The sequence below is a fragment of the Photobacterium aphoticum genome (genome assembly GCF_001029435.1).
In the GTDB taxonomy this organism is placed as follows: domain Bacteria; phylum Pseudomonadota; class Gammaproteobacteria; order Enterobacterales; family Vibrionaceae; genus Photobacterium; species Photobacterium aphoticum.
Window position 1 is genome coordinate 37,507 of record NZ_LDOV01000007.1, and the last position, 15,955, is coordinate 53,461.

Annotated in this window: 12 protein-coding genes; 9 read left to right on the top strand and 3 right to left on the bottom strand. The window is 51.4% G+C overall.

The features are described from left to right. The first annotated feature begins 101 nt into the window (after positions 1 to 101). On the top strand, positions 102 to 1,685 hold the full coding sequence (guaA, locus tag ABT58_RS03280; RefSeq protein WP_047872946.1) for a glutamine-hydrolyzing GMP synthase: 1,584 nt from the start codon (positions 102 to 104) through the stop codon (positions 1,683 to 1,685). A 713-nt stretch (positions 1,686 to 2,398) separates the two neighbouring features. Then, positions 2,399 to 3,958 (top strand): AbgT family transporter, encoded by a 1,560-nt coding sequence (locus ABT58_RS03285; RefSeq protein ID WP_047872947.1) that lies wholly within the window; start codon positions 2,399 to 2,401, stop codon positions 3,956 to 3,958. Between the two features lie 96 nt (positions 3,959 to 4,054). On the opposite strand, the gene fghA is transcribed toward ABT58_RS03285, so the two are convergent. Then, the gene (gene fghA / locus ABT58_RS03290; protein WP_047872948.1) at positions 4,055 to 4,897 is read right to left on the bottom strand and encodes an S-formylglutathione hydrolase; all 843 of its coding nucleotides are present in this window, start codon (positions 4,895 to 4,897) and stop codon (positions 4,055 to 4,057) included. A 272-nt stretch (positions 4,898 to 5,169) separates the two neighbouring features. On the opposite strand from fghA, the gene ABT58_RS03295 reads away from it, so the two are divergent. Both ABT58_RS03295 and tadA read left to right on the top strand, forming a co-directional pair. Continuing rightward, positions 5,170 to 6,051, top strand: coding sequence for a LysR family transcriptional regulator (locus ABT58_RS03295; RefSeq protein ID WP_047872949.1), 882 nt, complete (start codon positions 5,170 to 5,172; stop codon positions 6,049 to 6,051). A 64-nt stretch (positions 6,052 to 6,115) separates the two neighbouring features. Then, complete coding sequence (gene tadA, locus ABT58_RS03300; protein ID WP_047872950.1) at positions 6,116 to 6,682, top strand: tRNA adenosine(34) deaminase TadA; 567 nt, start codon at positions 6,116 to 6,118, stop codon at positions 6,680 to 6,682. A 76-nt stretch (positions 6,683 to 6,758) separates the two neighbouring features. Here tadA and ABT58_RS24165 read toward each other — a convergent pair whose 3' ends face one another. Beyond that, positions 6,759 to 6,896: a hypothetical protein gene (locus ABT58_RS24165; RefSeq protein WP_169749951.1), complete on the bottom strand. Its 138-nt coding sequence runs from the start codon at positions 6,894 to 6,896 to the stop codon at positions 6,759 to 6,761. Positions 6,897 to 7,170: 274 nt separating this feature from the next. After that, on the bottom strand, positions 7,171 to 8,748 hold the full coding sequence (gene mltF / locus ABT58_RS03305; RefSeq protein ID WP_082210931.1) for a membrane-bound lytic murein transglycosylase MltF: 1,578 nt from the start codon (positions 8,746 to 8,748) through the stop codon (positions 7,171 to 7,173). 360 nt (positions 8,749 to 9,108) lie between these two features. Here mltF and purL point away from each other — a divergent pair, with 360 nt between their 5' ends. The 5 genes from purL to ABT58_RS03330 all read left to right on the top strand — a co-directional run bounded on the left by purL (position 9,109) and on the right by ABT58_RS03330 (position 15,920). Then, positions 9,109 to 13,014, top strand: coding sequence for a phosphoribosylformylglycinamidine synthase (gene purL / locus ABT58_RS03310; RefSeq protein ID WP_047872951.1), 3,906 nt, complete (start codon positions 9,109 to 9,111; stop codon positions 13,012 to 13,014). 231 nt (positions 13,015 to 13,245) lie between these two features. Continuing rightward, positions 13,246 to 13,923, top strand: coding sequence for an HAD family hydrolase (locus ABT58_RS03315; protein ID WP_047872952.1), 678 nt, complete (start codon positions 13,246 to 13,248; stop codon positions 13,921 to 13,923). 138 nt (positions 13,924 to 14,061) lie between these two features. Next, positions 14,062 to 14,466, top strand: coding sequence for a hypothetical protein (locus tag ABT58_RS03320; RefSeq protein ID WP_047872953.1), 405 nt, complete (start codon positions 14,062 to 14,064; stop codon positions 14,464 to 14,466). Between the two features lie 116 nt (positions 14,467 to 14,582). Beyond that, a complete protein-coding gene (gene glnB / locus ABT58_RS03325; RefSeq protein WP_047872954.1) occupies positions 14,583 to 14,921 on the top strand; it encodes a nitrogen regulatory protein P-II in 339 nt (112 codons plus the stop codon). A 552-nt stretch (positions 14,922 to 15,473) separates the two neighbouring features. Continuing rightward, a complete protein-coding gene (locus ABT58_RS03330; RefSeq protein ID WP_047872955.1) occupies positions 15,474 to 15,920 on the top strand; it encodes a GNAT family N-acetyltransferase in 447 nt (148 codons plus the stop codon). Positions 15,921 to 15,955: the final 35 nt, after the last annotated feature.

The window sequence follows — 15,955 nt, forward strand, 5'->3', positions numbered from 1 at the left end:
CCTGGACTGACGAAAACGTTTGCCTAACCGGAAAACTTGTATAAGATCGGGGGCGTTTTAATCGCCCCCCTCATTTCAATGATTTTTGAGAAAGCTCGATAATGACCACGACCACAAATATTCATGAACAACGTATTCTTATCCTGGACTTTGGTTCTCAGTACACCCAGCTGATCGCACGCCGTATCCGTGAAATCGGTGTTTACTGTGAGCTATGGAGCTGGGACGTGGATGAAGCGGATATCCGTGATTTCAATCCAAACGGTATTATCCTTTCAGGTGGTCCGGAAAGCGTAACAGAAGCAGGTTCACCTCGCGCACCACAGTACGTGTTTGACGCAGGTGTACCGGTATTCGGTGTGTGCTACGGCATGCAGACCATGGCTGAACAGCTTGGCGGTAAAGTTGCTGGTTCAAGCGAGCGTGAGTTCGGCTATGCACAAGTGAAAGTGGTTGAGCCAACGGCTTTCCTACAAAATATTGAAGACGCTGTCGCGGAAGATGGCACAGCGATGCTGGACGTATGGATGAGCCACGGTGACAAAGTGGTTGAGATCCCGTCTGATTTCGTGAAAGTAGCAGAAACGGCAACCTGTCCGTACGCTGCGATGGCGAACGAAGAAAAACGCTTCTACGGCGTACAGTTCCACCCAGAAGTGACGCACACGCGTCAGGGCATGCGCATCATTGAAAACTTCGTACTGAACATCTGTGGCTGTGAAAAGCTATGGACGTCTGCCAACATCATTGAAGACGCCGTTGCGCGTATCAAAGAGCAAGTGGGCGACGACGAAGTGATCCTTGGCCTGTCAGGCGGTGTGGATTCATCAGTCGTGGCTATGCTTATCCACCGCGCGATCGGTGACAAGCTAACTTGTGTATTCGTGGACAACGGCCTACTGCGCTTGAACGAAGGCGAGCAGGTAATGGAAATGTTCGGTGACCACTTCGGTCTGAACATTGTTCACGTGAAAGCAGAAGACCGTTTCCTTTCAGCGCTTGCTGGCGTGGATGAGCCAGAAGCGAAGCGTAAGATCATCGGTCACGTATTCGTTGACGTATTCGATGAAGAATCGAAGAAACTGAAGAACGCGAAGTGGTTGGCACAGGGCACGATTTACCCTGACGTGATCGAGTCTGCAGCATCGAAGACCGGTAAAGCACACGTGATCAAGTCTCACCACAACGTAGGTGGCCTGCCAGAAGAAATGGCAATGGGCTTGGTTGAGCCGCTAAAAGAGCTGTTCAAAGACGAAGTACGTAAGATCGGCCTAGAGCTTGGCCTGCCTTACAACATGCTTTACCGTCACCCGTTCCCAGGTCCAGGCCTAGGTGTACGTGTACTGGGTGAAGTGAAGAAAGAGTACTGCGACTTGCTACGTCGCGCGGATGCTATCTTCATTGAAGAGCTGCACAAAGCGGACCTATACAACAAAGTATCACAAGCCTTTACCGTGTTCCTGCCAGTACGCTCTGTGGGCGTAATGGGCGATGGCCGTAAGTACGACTGGGTTGTGTCTCTACGTGCTGTAGAAACCATCGACTTCATGACTGCGCATTGGGCACACCTGCCTTACGACTTCCTGGGCAAGGTTTCTAACCGCATCATCAACGAAGTAGACGGCATTTCTCGCGTGGTTTACGACGTATCTGGCAAGCCGCCAGCAACGATCGAGTGGGAATAATCCTTCACTTGTGAGTGACAAACCTCAGAAGCCCGCGTTATCGCGGGCTTTTTTTTATGCCTGAAAAACGTCTTCGGTAAAGCATAAAGGGCGCGTAGAGAGAAATGCGAGATCAAACAAGCGGCATGCGTTTTTGACCAAATAGTTGATGAGCAATACCACAGGGGAAGAGCGACATTGATATCAATACGCCGCCTCGAATGTTGATCTATAGAGTGGTAGAGAATGCTATCTGTCTGATCTGAAAACCACGTGATCGATAAGTTGTTGATGTGACTAAATCGGTATGCTGAATTCAGCATTATATTCTGTTAACGGATGATGTGAAGGCGCCCACATAGGGCGTCTTTTTTTTCGTCTACACTGTAGAAACGCTGTACTGATGACACGGTTATTAATTAGTGCGATCGGCTAGTGATTAGGTGCGTTTATTGAGGATCGTCTGATTTTTGTGCCTTTTATTTATTTTTCATGGGTGTTAGTGAGATTTGTGCAAAAGGTTTATCTGGTGTTGGTTTGATGTTTCTTATTAATATTTTCTTACAATATCTAGTAATAGTATTTTGTTATTAGTTAGAAGATCGTGCGTTTTTTGTTGGTCTTTTCATTACAATCTTTGCAAGTTTTTCTGTTTTTGAAAAATCGGATTGACCGGCGATAAAAGCACAAAATCACGCCGCAAATTGACAACATCACTCACACATGGAGTTCCCATGAGTAATCACGCAGTAAATAAGGCGCCGGACACACCGCCGAGTGCCATGGATAAATTCCTTAACCTCATCGAACGCGCAGGTAACAAAATCCCAGATCCTGCATTGTTGTTCTTCTGGGGCCTAATCATTGTTTGGGGCTTGTCGGCACTTTTTTCTCAGTTCCAGTTCGAACTGATCCACCCTGTTACCGGCACGGCTATCGAAGTTAAAAACCTGCTAACGGGCCAATCACTGGCTGAGTTCTTGGCGGGCATGGTGAAAACCTTCACAGGCTTTGCACCACTGGGTATCGTACTGGTTGCGATGCTAGGTGTGGGTGTGGCTGAAGCATCTGGCTTCATCAACACCGGTCTGAAGAAAATGCTTAACGTTACACCGGCTAAACTGCTAACACCAATGCTGATCCTGGTGGCTATCGTGTCACACACAGCAGCGGATGCGGGTTACGTACTGGTTATTCCACTAGGTGGTATCATCTTCCACGCAGCAGGTCGTCACCCTCTAGCGGGTATCGCAGCAGCGTTTGCAGGTGTATCTGGCGGTTTCTCTGCTAACTTTATCCCTTCAGGTATCGACCCACTGTTGGCGGGCTTTACTGAATCTGCCGCGCAGATCCTGGATAAAGATTACGTGGTTAACCCACTGTCTAACCTAATGTTCACCGGTTTCTCTTCACTGCTTGTTATCGCTGTGGGTTGGTACGTGACTGAAAAGATCATCGAACCACGTTTGAAAAACACCCCAATCGATGAAGATGCTGAAGAAGCACCGGATCTAGCATCATTCACGGCGATTGAATCAAAAGCATTCAACCGTGCGGGTATCGCGATGCTTGTGGGTATCTTCGCACTGATTGCTGCGGTTTACCCAGAAACCTCACCACTGCGTTCACCAGAAGGTGAAGTGACGGCGTTTACTGCACCACTGATGCAGTCAATCGTACCGCTTATCTTCATCCTGTTCGTGATCCCAGGTGTGATTTACGGCCGTGTAGCGGGTACGTTCAAGCAAAGCTCTGACATCATCAAAGCGATGTCTGCGACCATGGGTACCATGGGTGGTTACATCGTGATGTCATTCTTCTGTGCACAGTTCCTGGCAGCGTTTACCCAATCTAACCTGGGTACACTTTTGGCGCTATCAGGTGCCGATCTGCTTAAAGCGATGAACCTACCAGGCCAGATCACTATCGTGGGTATGATCCTGCTAACCGCAACGGTTAACCTGCTGATTGGTTCTTCTTCTGCGAAGTGGGCACTGATTGGTCCTATCTTCGTACCAATGCTGATGGCGGTGGGTATCTCTCCTGAGTTGACGCAGGCGGCTTACCGTGTTGGTGACTCGGTGTCTAACATCGTTTCTCCACTGATGGTGTTCTTCCCACTGGTAGTGGTTTACACCCAGCGTTACGTGAAGAGCTCTGGTATCGGTACACTGGCTTCAATGATGATGCCGTACTCGATTGCCCTGCTGATCTGTTGGACCGCATTCCTATTGATTTACTGGACTATCGGTATTCCTCTGGGTGTGAGCGCGCCTTACTCGTACAGCATGTAAGTACATATTGTAAAAACGAAAAACCCGCCATCTCGGCGGGTTTTTTTATGCTTAACGATCCGTATGTGACTCTCGCGGCACAGAGTTTAAGACAGTTTAAGCCAAGTGTTTGGCATGGAAACGCAGGTGATCTTCAATGAAGCTGGCGATGAAGTAGTAGCTGTGATCAAAGCCTTCTTGCATACGCAATTCCAGCGGGTAATCAGCGGCTTCTGCTGCGGCCAGTAGCGCTTCCGGTTTCAGCTGTTCAACCAAGAAGTTGTCTTGATCGCCCTGATCGACTAACGCCGGCACCGGTTGCTGGTGAGTACGCATTAACTCGCTGCTGTCGTAAGCCTGCCAGGTGGTTTTATCGTTGCCCAAGTAACCGGTGAAGGCTTTCTGGCCCCACGGACAGTTCATCGGGTTGCTGATCGGGCTAAACGCAGAAACCGAGCTATAGCGTGATGGATTACGCAGAGCAATCATCAATGCACCGTGGCCGCCCATGGAGTGGCCGCTGATCGCACGTTTGTCGTTCACTGGGAAGTGCGCTTCAATCAGGGCCGGTAGTTCGTTTACCACGTAGTCGTACATGCGGTAATGGCGATTCCACGGCGCTTGTGTGGCGTTCACATAAAAGCCTGCACCCAAGCCGAAGTCGTACGCGCCTTCAGGATCATCTGCCACGCCTTCACCGCGTGGGCTGGTGTCCGGAGCCACAATAGCGATGCCCAATTCTGCCGCTAAACGTTGAGCGCCGGCTTTTTGCATGAAGTTTTCATCGGTACAGGTCAGGCCGGATAACCAATACAGCACCGGTACTTTTTCCCCCTGTGCGATGTGCGGTGGCAGGAAAATGGCAAAGCGCATGTCACAGTTCAAGGTTGAAGAGCGATGGGTGTATTGTTTGTGCCAGCCACCGAAACTTTTATTCCAGCTTACGTTGTCTATGGTCATCTTGATTCCCGTTTAAAAGGCGAAACATGCAGGTGTTCAGCCTTAGTGCCTGATGGGTGAGTACTGACGTCGTTAGGGTTATCCAGTGCTTTTACCTGCCTGATACCGTGTTCCCCGCGATTGATTTAACAGTAGGTGAGAATACGGGACTGGGTGAGCCGATTGTGTGGGTCACGCCGTCATTTTGATGTGTTCAGTATATTTATTTCTGAATTTTTGATAATTCCCCTAGAATGCAAATAACTTTTACTTAGCTGTAATAATGGTGTTCGATGTTTTTGTGGGAAGGGGTCACAGAGTTTGTGGCAGTGGCGGAGGCAGAAAGCTTTACCGCAGCGGCAAAACAATTGGGGATTTCGACGGCGCAGGTTAGTCGCCAGATCAGCGCGTTAGAAAATCGCCTCAATACCAAGCTGTTTTATCGCACCACCCGTAAGGTGGCCGTGACCGAAGAAGGCGGGATTTACTATCGCCATTGTCGCCAAATCATGGATAGCTTGGCTGAAGCGGAGCGCGCGATCAGTGATCGCCGTGGCACGCCACAAGGCAGCCTGAAGCTTACTGCGCCGGTTATGTACGGCGAGCAATATGTGATGCCGCTGATCAATGACTTCATGCTGCAATATCCCGAGTTAGATGTGACGATGGATCTGACCAACCAGACCGTGGACTTGGTGGAAGGCGGGTTTGATTTGGCTATCCGTTTAGGGCGTTTAACCAACTCCACCATGATGGCGAAAAAGCTCACAACCCGTATGCAGTACGTGTGTGCGGCACCGGGGTACTTAGAGAAATACGGCGTACCCCATTCGCTGTCAGAACTGCGTCATCATAACTGTTTAGTCGGTAACTTCGATCACTGGCGTTTTCAGGAAGCAGGGCGAGAGCGTAGTGTACGTGTGTCGGGCTCGTTGCGTTGCAGTAGCGGTCATGCGCTGCGTGACGCCGCCTTAAAAGGGATCGGGGTGGTGCAGTTGCCGGATTACTATGTGTCTGACGATCTAGAAAGCGGGGCATTGATTTCGATTCTGGAGCATATGCAAGAGCCGGAAGAGGGGATTTGGGCCTTGTATCCTCACAACCGCCATTTGTCACCGAAGGTACGTTTGCTGGTGGATTTTCTGGCAGATAACCTGCAACACAAGCCCCGTTGATGGTGTTGCGCAGACAGGCTTGGGTATAATGCCCCCGATTCAACCAGAGAAGAAAAGAGATCCTATGACAGATTTGATCCCACCGATGACCGATGAGGATTACATGCGCCGCGCCATTGAGCTGGCCGCCCGTGCTGAAGCCGAAGGGGAAGTGCCGGTGGGAGCCGTTGTGGTCCATGAAGGACGTGTGGTTGGCGAAGGCTGGAACCGCTCCATCACCCAGCATGATGCCACGGCCCATGCAGAAATCATGGCATTGCGCCAGGCTGGTCAGGTATTGCAGAACTACCGTCTGCTGGAGACCACCTTATACGTGACTTTAGAGCCGTGTCCGATGTGTGCCGGTGCCATGGTACACAGCCGCGTAGGCAAAGTGGTGTTTGGCGCGCACGATCTGAAAACCGGTGCGGCGGGCAGTATCATGAATCTGCTGAGCTATGAGCAGGTGAATCACCACGTACAGATGGAATCCGGTGTGTTGGCGGACGAGTGCCGTGCGCAGTTGCAGGCGTTTTTTAAGCGTCGACGTGATGAAAAGAAAGCGGAGAAGAAAGCCCGTCAACAAGCGGCATTAGCGGCAGAACCTCAGGCGGGTAGCGTTGCCAAAAAACATCAAAAACAGACGAAGTAACGCTTTTTGTCAGCGATGTTCGAAAACAAGAAGGGCGCATGAACTATCATGCGCCCTTTTTGCATTGAAGCGGGGATCAGTCGCTGCACGCCACTAAATAGCTGCGCTGACGCCATAAAATCTTTTTGCGGATATTGGCGTGCAGACGCTTACGGCGGGTGGCGGTAGAAGTCATTCGTTTGCGCGTACGTGCGCTGAGTTTCGATAGTCGCATGAAGTTGTTCTTTAAATTACGGCAATCACAAACACGAACAGGCGAAGCCTGCTGTCCATTTTTATATAGCGTACAGTATCCTCTATTTTAACGTTAGGGGACGCGATAAGGATCACGAATTAATGATATATCAGTCATTAATTACATGTAGGGCTATGAAAGAAAAGGATAAAACGACAAATGCAGCCGATAAAAAAACAGCCAGCGTTAAGGCTGGCTGTGTGTTTTTCCGTGTTGCGCCCTTACAGGGGTAAGCGCACAAACCGGTGCGTGATCAGTTGCTGACTGTTTTCGCGGGTGCCGTGCTCATTGGCGATGGCGGCAAGTGACGATCCGCCGGATTGGCTGTGTTACCACTTGCTTCATTTTGCGCCTCGGCTGTCTGCGTTGGTTGCGCAGCGGACAAGATAGACGGTGGTGGCGTGATGGTGTGTAGGCCATCCACCAATTCCACGTCTTCCTGCTGTGGCTGCTGACTGTGGGTTTGTTCGTAACCGATAATACTCTGGTAGTAACGGCGAATGTTTTCCACATAGTTCAGCGCTTCATCACCACGGGCATAGCCATAGCGGGTGTGTTGGTAGTACTTGCGCTGGCGCAGCAGCGGCAGACGCTGTTTCACATCACTCCACGCATCCGGGTTACCGCCTTGTGACTTGGTCAGACGACGGGCATCCATCAGGTGACCAAAGCCGACGTTATAAGACGCCAGGGCAAACCACACCTTCTCGTGCTCTTCCACACTGTCCGGAATACGGTTGATCATCTTACGCAGGTACTCGGTACCGCCACGGATACTTTGCTCCGGATCCAGACGGTTTTTCACACCGACCGATTTCGCAGTAGGCAGCGTCAGCATCATCATGCCACGTACACCCGTTGGAGAGACCGCTTTCGGGTTCCAGTGGGATTCCTGATAAGACAGAGCTGCAATCAGACGCCAGTCAAATTCGTTGGCGTACTTTTTAAATAAGCCTTCCCATTTCGGTAGCTTGCCTTCAATCGCACGTAAGAACGCGCGGGTATCCACGTAGTCAAACTTGTCGACGTGGCCGAAGTATTTTTCTTCCAGCTTCGCCAGCTCACCGCTTTGTTTGATCTCGCCAAAGAACTCAATGATCAGCGCGTACAGGCTGTCATCGTTATTGCGGTTCACAAACCAGGCAATCGGCTCATCTTCGGTCAGCTCAAGCGCGGTCGTGATGTCCGGGTGAATACGCTGGTTCAGGGCGATTTCCACCGAATCGGCCATGGTGTAATCCAGTTCGCCGTCTGCCACCTGGCGCAGCAGTTCATCGCTGTCGGTTTCTTCAACCGTGGTCCACACCAAGTTCGGGTGGGTCTTTTTCAACGCAATCAGGGTTTTCTCATGGCTGGAGCCCTTCACGACGGTGAGGGTACCTTTGCTGCCATCGAGATCATCAATGTCACGCGGGCGCCATTGGCCTTTTTTGTACACCACCTTTTGGCTGGCGTAGTAATAAGCCGGTGCGGCGCGGAAGTTTTCCAAGCGATCGGCGGTCATGGTCAGGCCGGATGCCAGAATATCCACGTCATCGCGTTGCAGGCTCGGGAACATGCCAGACAGGGTAAACATGGTTTTCATTTCCAGTTTAACCCCAAGCTTGTCGGCAAAACGTTGTGCCAGCTCGTAATCCAGCCCGGTCGGGCCTTCGCTGCCAATGTAGTAGGACAATTGGTTATTGAGGGTACCGACTCGGAGCACTCCTTCCTCACGAATACGTTCGAGATCAGTGCGTGGCTCTTCCTGCCAACAGCCGTTCAGGAAGAACAGGCTTAGCACCAAGGCGATGAAATGCCGGAAAGTGTGATTCTGACGAATAATGCTCAACAAAGTATGCTCTTGATTATAGTAGGGGGTTCTTTATACCAAAGGAGAGCCTTTACGCAAAGTTATCAGCAACGACTTCGCTGACACTGTTCTGACAGAAAAGGGACGGCAATGGCTGAAAACAGCGGGGATCGCGGGTGTTTTGTCAGGTTTATCGACAGGAATAAAAAAAATCACGCAAACGGTTGCGTCAAGAGTTACGTCACAAAAAAATTTCCTTTATACTACGCCTCATCAAGAGTGCCTCGCCTCGGAATCTTCTGGGAAACGAGGTGGCATTGACGTAATTATCCTGGCGATGGGCGAGGAGATTAGGCCAATATCACCTTCATTCAACTGCTAATCGAGAGACGTACGCACATGGAAATTTTGCGTGGTTCACCCGCACTGTCTGAGTTTCGCATTAATAAGCTGCTAGAACGCTGCCGCGAATTGGAACTGCCTGTGTCAGGCATTTATGCAGAGTTTATGCACTTTGCTGATCTGTCTGCACCCTTGAGTGCGGAAGAGCAAGGTAAGCTTGCTAGTCTTCTGACTTACGGACCTACGATTGCAGAGCATGAGCCGTCTGGCCTCTTGCTGCTGGTTACCCCGCGTCCGGGGACGATCTCTCCTTGGTCATCAAAATCGACCGATATTGCCCACAACTGTGCCCTGTCATCAATCCAGCGTCTTGAACGTGGTACCGCGTACTACGTAGACACCACGGCTGCACTGTCTGACGATCAACTGCATGCTTTAAAAGGCTTGTTGCACGATCGCATGATGGAAGTGGTCTTCACCGCATTGGATGACGCCCAAGCCCTATTCCACAAAGCAGAGCCTGCGCCGGTACAGAGCGTGGATATCCTTGCCGGTGGCCGTGATGCGCTTGAACACGCAAACGTTACCTTGGGTTTGGCGCTGGCCGACGATGAGATTGATTATCTGGTGGAAAGCTTCACTAAGCTTGGCCGTAACCCGAATGATATCGAACTGATGATGTTCGCCCAGGCGAACTCTGAGCACTGCCGTCACAAGATCTTCAACGCGGATTGGACGATTGATGGCGTCGAGCAGGAAAAATCCCTGTTCAAGATGATCAAAAACACGTACGAGAAACACAGCGATTACGTGTTGTCGGCGTATAAAGATAATGCGGCAGTGATGGAAGGCTCAAAAGCCGGCCGTTTCTTCCCGGATCCGGCGTCGCGTCAGTACACCTACCACCAAGAAGACACCCACATTCTGATGAAAGTGGAAACCCACAACCACCCAACGGCGATTTCGCCATGGCCGGGCGCATCGACCGGTTCAGGCGGTGAGATCCGTGATGAAGGCGCGACCGGTATCGGCGGCAAGCCAAAGGCGGGTCTGGTGGGCTTTACCGTGTCTAACCTGCGTGTCCCGGGCTTTGAACAGCCGTGGGAAAGCGATTTTGGTAAGCCAGAGCGTATCGTGAACGCGCTGGACATCATGCTGGAAGGCCCATTGGGCGGCGCGGCGTTTAACAACGAATTTGGTCGTCCTAACCTGCTGGGTTACTTCCGTACTTACGAAGAAAAAGTCAGCTCACACAACGGTGAAGAGATCCGTGGCTACCACAAGCCAATCATGATTGCCGGTGGTCTGGGTAACATCCGTGCTGAGCACGTACAGAAAAAAGAAATTCCGGTTGGCGCGAAGCTGATTGTACTGGGTGGCCCGGCAATGAACATCGGCCTGGGTGGCGGTGCGGCTTCTTCCATGGCATCCGGCCAGTCGGCGGAAGATTTGGATTTTGCTTCGGTACAGCGTGAAAACCCAGAGATGGAGCGTCGCTGTCAGGAAGTGATCGACCGTTGCTGGCAGATGGGTGATGCCAACCCAATCGCCTTTATTCACGATGTGGGCGCGGGCGGTATCTCCAATGCATTGCCTGAATTAGTAGATGACGGTGAGCGTGGCGGTAAGTTCCAGCTACGTGATGTGCCGAACGATGAACCGGGTATGAGCCCGCTGGAAATCTGGTGTAACGAATCGCAAGAGCGTTACGTCATGGCAGTAGCCGCTGAGAACATGGACGTGTTTGACGCGATCTGTCAGCGCGAACGTGCGCCGTACGCAGTCGTGGGTGAGGCGACAGAAGAGCGTCACCTGACGCTGGAAGACAGCCACTTCGATAACACCCCAATCGACATGCCAATGGACATTCTGTTGGGCAAGCCGCCGAAGATGCACCGTGATGTGGTGACACAAAAAGCCCAAGGTCAGGCGATTGATCGCAGCGGTATTGAATTAGAAGCCGCGACACACCGTGTGTTGCGTTTGCCAGCTGTGGCTGAGAAAACCTTCTTGATCACCATCGGTGACCGTACGGTAACCGGCTTGGTGGCGCGCGATCAGATGGTCGGTCCTTGGCAGGTGCCGGTAGCCAACTGTGCGGTAACCGCAGCCAGCTACGACACGTACCACGGTGAAGCGATGGCAATGGGTGAGCGTACCCCTGTTGCACTGCTGGATTTTGCTGCCTCTGCCCGTCTGGCGGTGGGTGAAGCGATCACGAACATTGCTTCGGCTGACATTGGCGATCTGAAGCGCATTAAATTGTCGGCGAACTGGATGTCACCAGCGGGTCACCCGGGTGAAGATGCCGGTCTGTACGAAGCCGTGAAAGCCGTGGGTGAAGAGTTGTGTCCGGCATTGGGCCTAACCATCCCGGTGGGTAAAGACTCTATGTCGATGAAGACCAAGTGGGAGCAAAACGGTGAAGAGCAGACCGTGACCTCGCCACTGTCGCTGATCATCACCGCGTTTGGTCGCGTGGAAGATGTGCGCAAGACCGTGACGCCACAGCTACGCACCGACAAAGGCGACTCAACGTTGCTGCTGTTGGATTTGGGTTGTGGTCAGAACCGTTTGGGCGCTACCGCATTGGCACAGGTGTACAAGCAGTTGGGTGACAAGCCAGCTGACGTTGACAGCCCTGAGCTACTGAAAGGTTTCTTCAACGCGGTACAGGCTCTGGTACGTGACGACAAACTTCTGGCTTACCACGACCGTGGTGACGGTGGTCTGTACGTGACGCTAGCTGAAATGGCCTTTGCGGGTCACACCGGTGTGGAAGTGGATCTGAACACTACGGACGGCGATGCGTGTGATGATGTCCTGGCCACGCTGTTCAACGAAGAGTTGGGCGCGGTGATCCAAGTGCGTACTGAAGATTTGGACGCCGTACAGTCAGTACTGGCCGTTCATGGTCTGGAAGCGTGCAGCCACGTGATTGGTACCGTGGTTGATGAAGACGTGGTACGTATCTGGAACGGCAACGATTTGGTGCTGGAACAAAACCGCACTGAACTTCGTACCATTTGGGCAGAAACGACCTACCAGATGCAGGCATTGCGTGATAACCCAGCGGGGGCACAGCAAGAGTTTGATGCGAAGAAAGACAGCCAGGATCCGGGTCTGAATATCAAGCTGAACTTTGATATCAACGAAGACATTGCGGCGCCGTTCATTAACACCGGTGCTAAGCCTCAAATGGCTATCCTGCGTGAGCAGGGCGTGAACTCTCACGTTGAAATGGCCGCGGCATTTGATCGTGCTGGCTTTGACGCGAAAGACGTGCACATGAGTGACATCCTGTCTGGCCGCGTTGCGCTGGATGGCTTCAATGGCCTTGTGGCGTGTGGTGGCTTCTCGTACGGTGACGTACTGGGTGCCGGTGAAGGCTGGGCGAAGTCGGTGTTGTTCAACAACATTGCCCGCGATCAGTTTGAGCGTTTCTTCCACCGTAATGACACCTTCGCATTGGGTGTGTGTAACGGCTGTCAGATGATGTCTAACCTGCGCGATTTGATCCCGGGTGCTGATTTGTGGCCACGTTTTGTGCGCAATGAATCAGAGCGTTTTGAAGCGCGCTTTAGCCTGGTAGAAGTGCAGCAGAGTGACTCGCTGTTCTTCAACGGCATGGCCGGTTCTCGTATGCCAATCGCCGTGTCTCACGGTGAAGGTCGCGTCGAAGTACGCAACGGCGAACACCTTGCAGCGATTGAGCAGTCAGGCACAGTGGCATTGCGTTACTTGGATAACTACGGCAACGTGACACAGAACTACCCGGCGAACCCGAACGGTTCACCAAACGGTATTACCGGTCTGACAACCCGTGACGGTCGCGTGACCATCATGATGCCGCACCCAGAGCGTGTCTTCCGCGCGGTGGCGAACTCTTGGCATCCGGATGACTGGAAAGAAGACAGCCCGTGGATGCGCATGTTCCGTAACGCCCGTGTGAATATCGGCTAACGTTACCGACAAAACCCATTCCCCCCTTTTAATCAAACCGCTCTTCGGAGCGGTTTTTTTATGCGCAAAAGAGAGTGGATCACCGTGTGAGTGTTCGAAGCCGTTTGGAAAAGGCGCTTGGAAAAGGCGCGTGGAAAAAGCCCAGAGCGGGGCCGCGATCTCACTCATACGCGCGCCATTTTGATACGTTTATAATTAATCTGCTGAGAATCTGTCAACGGGAGGAGTGCCATGATTTTCTTCGATCTGGATAATACACTGCTGGATCACGACGGGGCGGAAGCGGAGGCCATCACTGCGTTTACTGCCCGTTATGGTGACGCCATCATTGAATGCCCAAATGGGGTGGGTGAGGCGTGGCGGCAGATCACCGATCAGCAACGGGCCCGTTGGCGCGCCGGTGAACTGAATTTTGAAGCCTTACGCCGCGCGCGGATCAGTGCGTTATTTCGCCATCCTCTGACCGTCGCGCAAGCCGATGCGTTAAGTACCGAGTACTACCATATTTACCAGCAGCATTGGCGATTGTTTGATGACGTCAAACCCGCCTTATCCATCCTGCGTGAGGTGGCACCGCTGGCCATCATCACCAACGGCTTTGCCTTTCAGCAGGAAGCCAAACTGACCGCAACCCAGATCCGCCCGTATTTTTCTCACCTCGTGATCTCAGAGCACGTTGGTGCTGCCAAACCCACCCCCGCGATTTTTCAGCATGCTTTGCGCGTGGCAAGAAAACCGGCGGCAGCGTGCTGGTATATCGGTAACCATCCTTTCAATGATGCCCAAGCGGCATCACAACAGGGATTCAAAGCCGTTTGGCTCAATCGAAAAGGGTATGACAGCACCATTTCGACCCGTGTTGTGCGCAGTTTGCGTGGTTTTGCCGACATGGTAAAGATGCATGGCTAAGGGAACGAATCTCTCAAAATGGGTCTAAATTAACGGAAACGATGTTCAATAACAGTTGTACTGCTCGCAGTAGCCGCATAAAATGTGCGCTTATTGTGAGATTTATCAGATCCAAGCCGCTTTCAAGGAAGAGAGAACATGGACGCAAACAGCAGTGGATTGACACTGGCTGCCAAAGGATTAGCGTTATTAGTGGTCATTTTTATGTTCCGCTACGCTGAAACATTTACAACAATCTTCAGCTTTCAACAAATCGGTATCGTGCCGAGCATTGTTGCTATGTTGGTGCTGGCCTCCGGCGTCGGTGCCGTTATTGGTCTCGCGCAAGGCAATCGCTGGGGATTTATCCCGCTCTACTTTTTCATTCCCGCCATCACCCTGTTTTTTGGTTACAGCCTGATCCCGTATCTGCCACATCTGTTCCGGCCGGAACTGCGTCATATCGTTATCATTTTACTCAATAGTACTGTCATGATCTTTGCTGTCGCCGTCTTGCTGAAGATGATGGACAACGATGTGATCCTACCCGCCGAAAAATACTAAACCACGGTCAACAGAGCATGTTGCATTTGTTATACTGCCTCCATGATAAATCAGGCAGTTGACGACCGTCACCCTCAAGGTCTCAACCCATCTCTGCTCAGCAAAGGATGATGAGAATGAAAAAAATTGAAGCCATTATTAAGCCATTCAAGCTTGATGATGTTCGCGAAGCCCTTGCCGATGTCGGCATCACCGGCATGACCGTCTCAGAAGTAAAAGGCTTCGGCCGTCAGAAAGGCCACACCGAACTGTACCGTGGTGCAGAATACATGGTCGACTTCCTGCCAAAAGTGAAACTTGAAATCGTCGTATCCGATGAAGTCGCCGACCAATGTGTCGACACCATCATCGAAACCGCCCAAACCGGTAAGATCGGTGACGGTAAGATCTTCATGTTTGATGTTGAGCGCGTAGTGCGTATCAGGACGGGTGAGGAAGACGAGGACGCTATCTAAATTGACTTGATTGCGTCGTTATTTCGCTCAACTCCGTTATCGGGCATGCTCATTTATGCGTATAAACTCCGCGTGCCCTCTTAGGATTTGAGCGAAATTCCTTTGCACTCAGGCCAATTGGTTTGTGTTAAGCATCCGGCTTTTTGCCAGAGAGCGAAACGGCTTAGCCATAGCGTATTTTCATTGACTTGATTGCGTCGTTATTACGCTCAACCCCGTTATCGGGCATGCTCATTTATGCGTATAAACTCCGCGTGCCCTCTTAGGATTTGAGCGAAATTCCTTTGCGCTCAAGGCCAATTGTTTGTGCAGAGTACTCGGCTTTTTGCCAGAGAGCGAAACGGCTTAGCCATAGCGCATTTTCATTGACTTGATTGCGTCGTTATTTCGCTCAAGGCCAAGCCCTCGGTCGATCATGAATAAGAAGCTCGCATTTGATGCGGGCTTTTTTTGTGCCGCAAGAGTGGGAATTGCCCAACGTAAGATTGTAAATTTGGGGCTGTTCTGCGCCACAGAGTGTTTCTATGCTGGAAAACAGCTAAGGAGCACAAGATGAAAATATACCAAGCGCAAGTCAACGATGTCGATCAGTTCAGCTTTCTCTATGAAGCGTATTTGGACTTCTATCAGGTTGATCAACCGCGAAAGGATCCGGCGGCGTATTTAAAAGAACGCTTAAATCAGCAGGAAAGTGTGATTTTTGTGGCTGAGGATGAGGCGGGTAATCCGGTTGGGTTTACGCAGTTATATCCGATGTTCTGTTCGTTAGCGATGCAGCGTACCTGGTTGTTGTATGATCTGTATGTCACTGCCGAAGCGCGCCAAAGTGGGGTGGCACAAGCTTTGATGGATCGTGCGGAGCAAATGGCGAAAGAGACCGACAGTGCGTTTATTATGTTGAGTACCGCCGTGGATAACCACCGCGCGCAGGCGTTGTATGAAAAGAATGGGTATGAAAAAGACGTTGATTTTTATACCTACCTTAAGCATCTCGACTAAGTAGAGGACGAGATGAACGGTACAAAAAACGGAAG

Excerpts from the sequence above, each read along its gene's own strand:
- guaA (WP_047872946.1), top strand. The coding sequence starts at position 102 with ATGACCACGACCACAAATATTCATGAACAACGTATTCTTATCCTGGAC.
- ABT58_RS03285 (WP_047872947.1), top strand. The coding sequence starts at position 2,399 with ATGAGTAATCACGCAGTAAATAAGGCGCCGGACACACCGCCGAGTGCC.
- fghA (WP_047872948.1), bottom strand. The coding sequence starts at position 4,897 with ATGACCATAGACAACGTAAGCTGGAATAAAAGTTTCGGTGGCTGGCAC.
- ABT58_RS03295 (WP_047872949.1), top strand. The coding sequence starts at position 5,170 with ATGTTTTTGTGGGAAGGGGTCACAGAGTTTGTGGCAGTGGCGGAGGCA.
- tadA (WP_047872950.1), top strand. The coding sequence starts at position 6,116 with ATGACAGATTTGATCCCACCGATGACCGATGAGGATTACATGCGCCGC.
- ABT58_RS24165 (WP_169749951.1), bottom strand. The coding sequence starts at position 6,896 with ATGCGACTATCGAAACTCAGCGCACGTACGCGCAAACGAATGACTTCT.
- purL (WP_047872951.1), top strand. The coding sequence starts at position 9,109 with ATGGAAATTTTGCGTGGTTCACCCGCACTGTCTGAGTTTCGCATTAAT.
- ABT58_RS03315 (WP_047872952.1), top strand. The coding sequence starts at position 13,246 with ATGATTTTCTTCGATCTGGATAATACACTGCTGGATCACGACGGGGCG.
- ABT58_RS03320 (WP_047872953.1), top strand. The coding sequence starts at position 14,062 with ATGGACGCAAACAGCAGTGGATTGACACTGGCTGCCAAAGGATTAGCG.
- glnB (WP_047872954.1), top strand. The coding sequence starts at position 14,583 with ATGAAAAAAATTGAAGCCATTATTAAGCCATTCAAGCTTGATGATGTT.
- ABT58_RS03330 (WP_047872955.1), top strand. The coding sequence starts at position 15,474 with ATGAAAATATACCAAGCGCAAGTCAACGATGTCGATCAGTTCAGCTTT.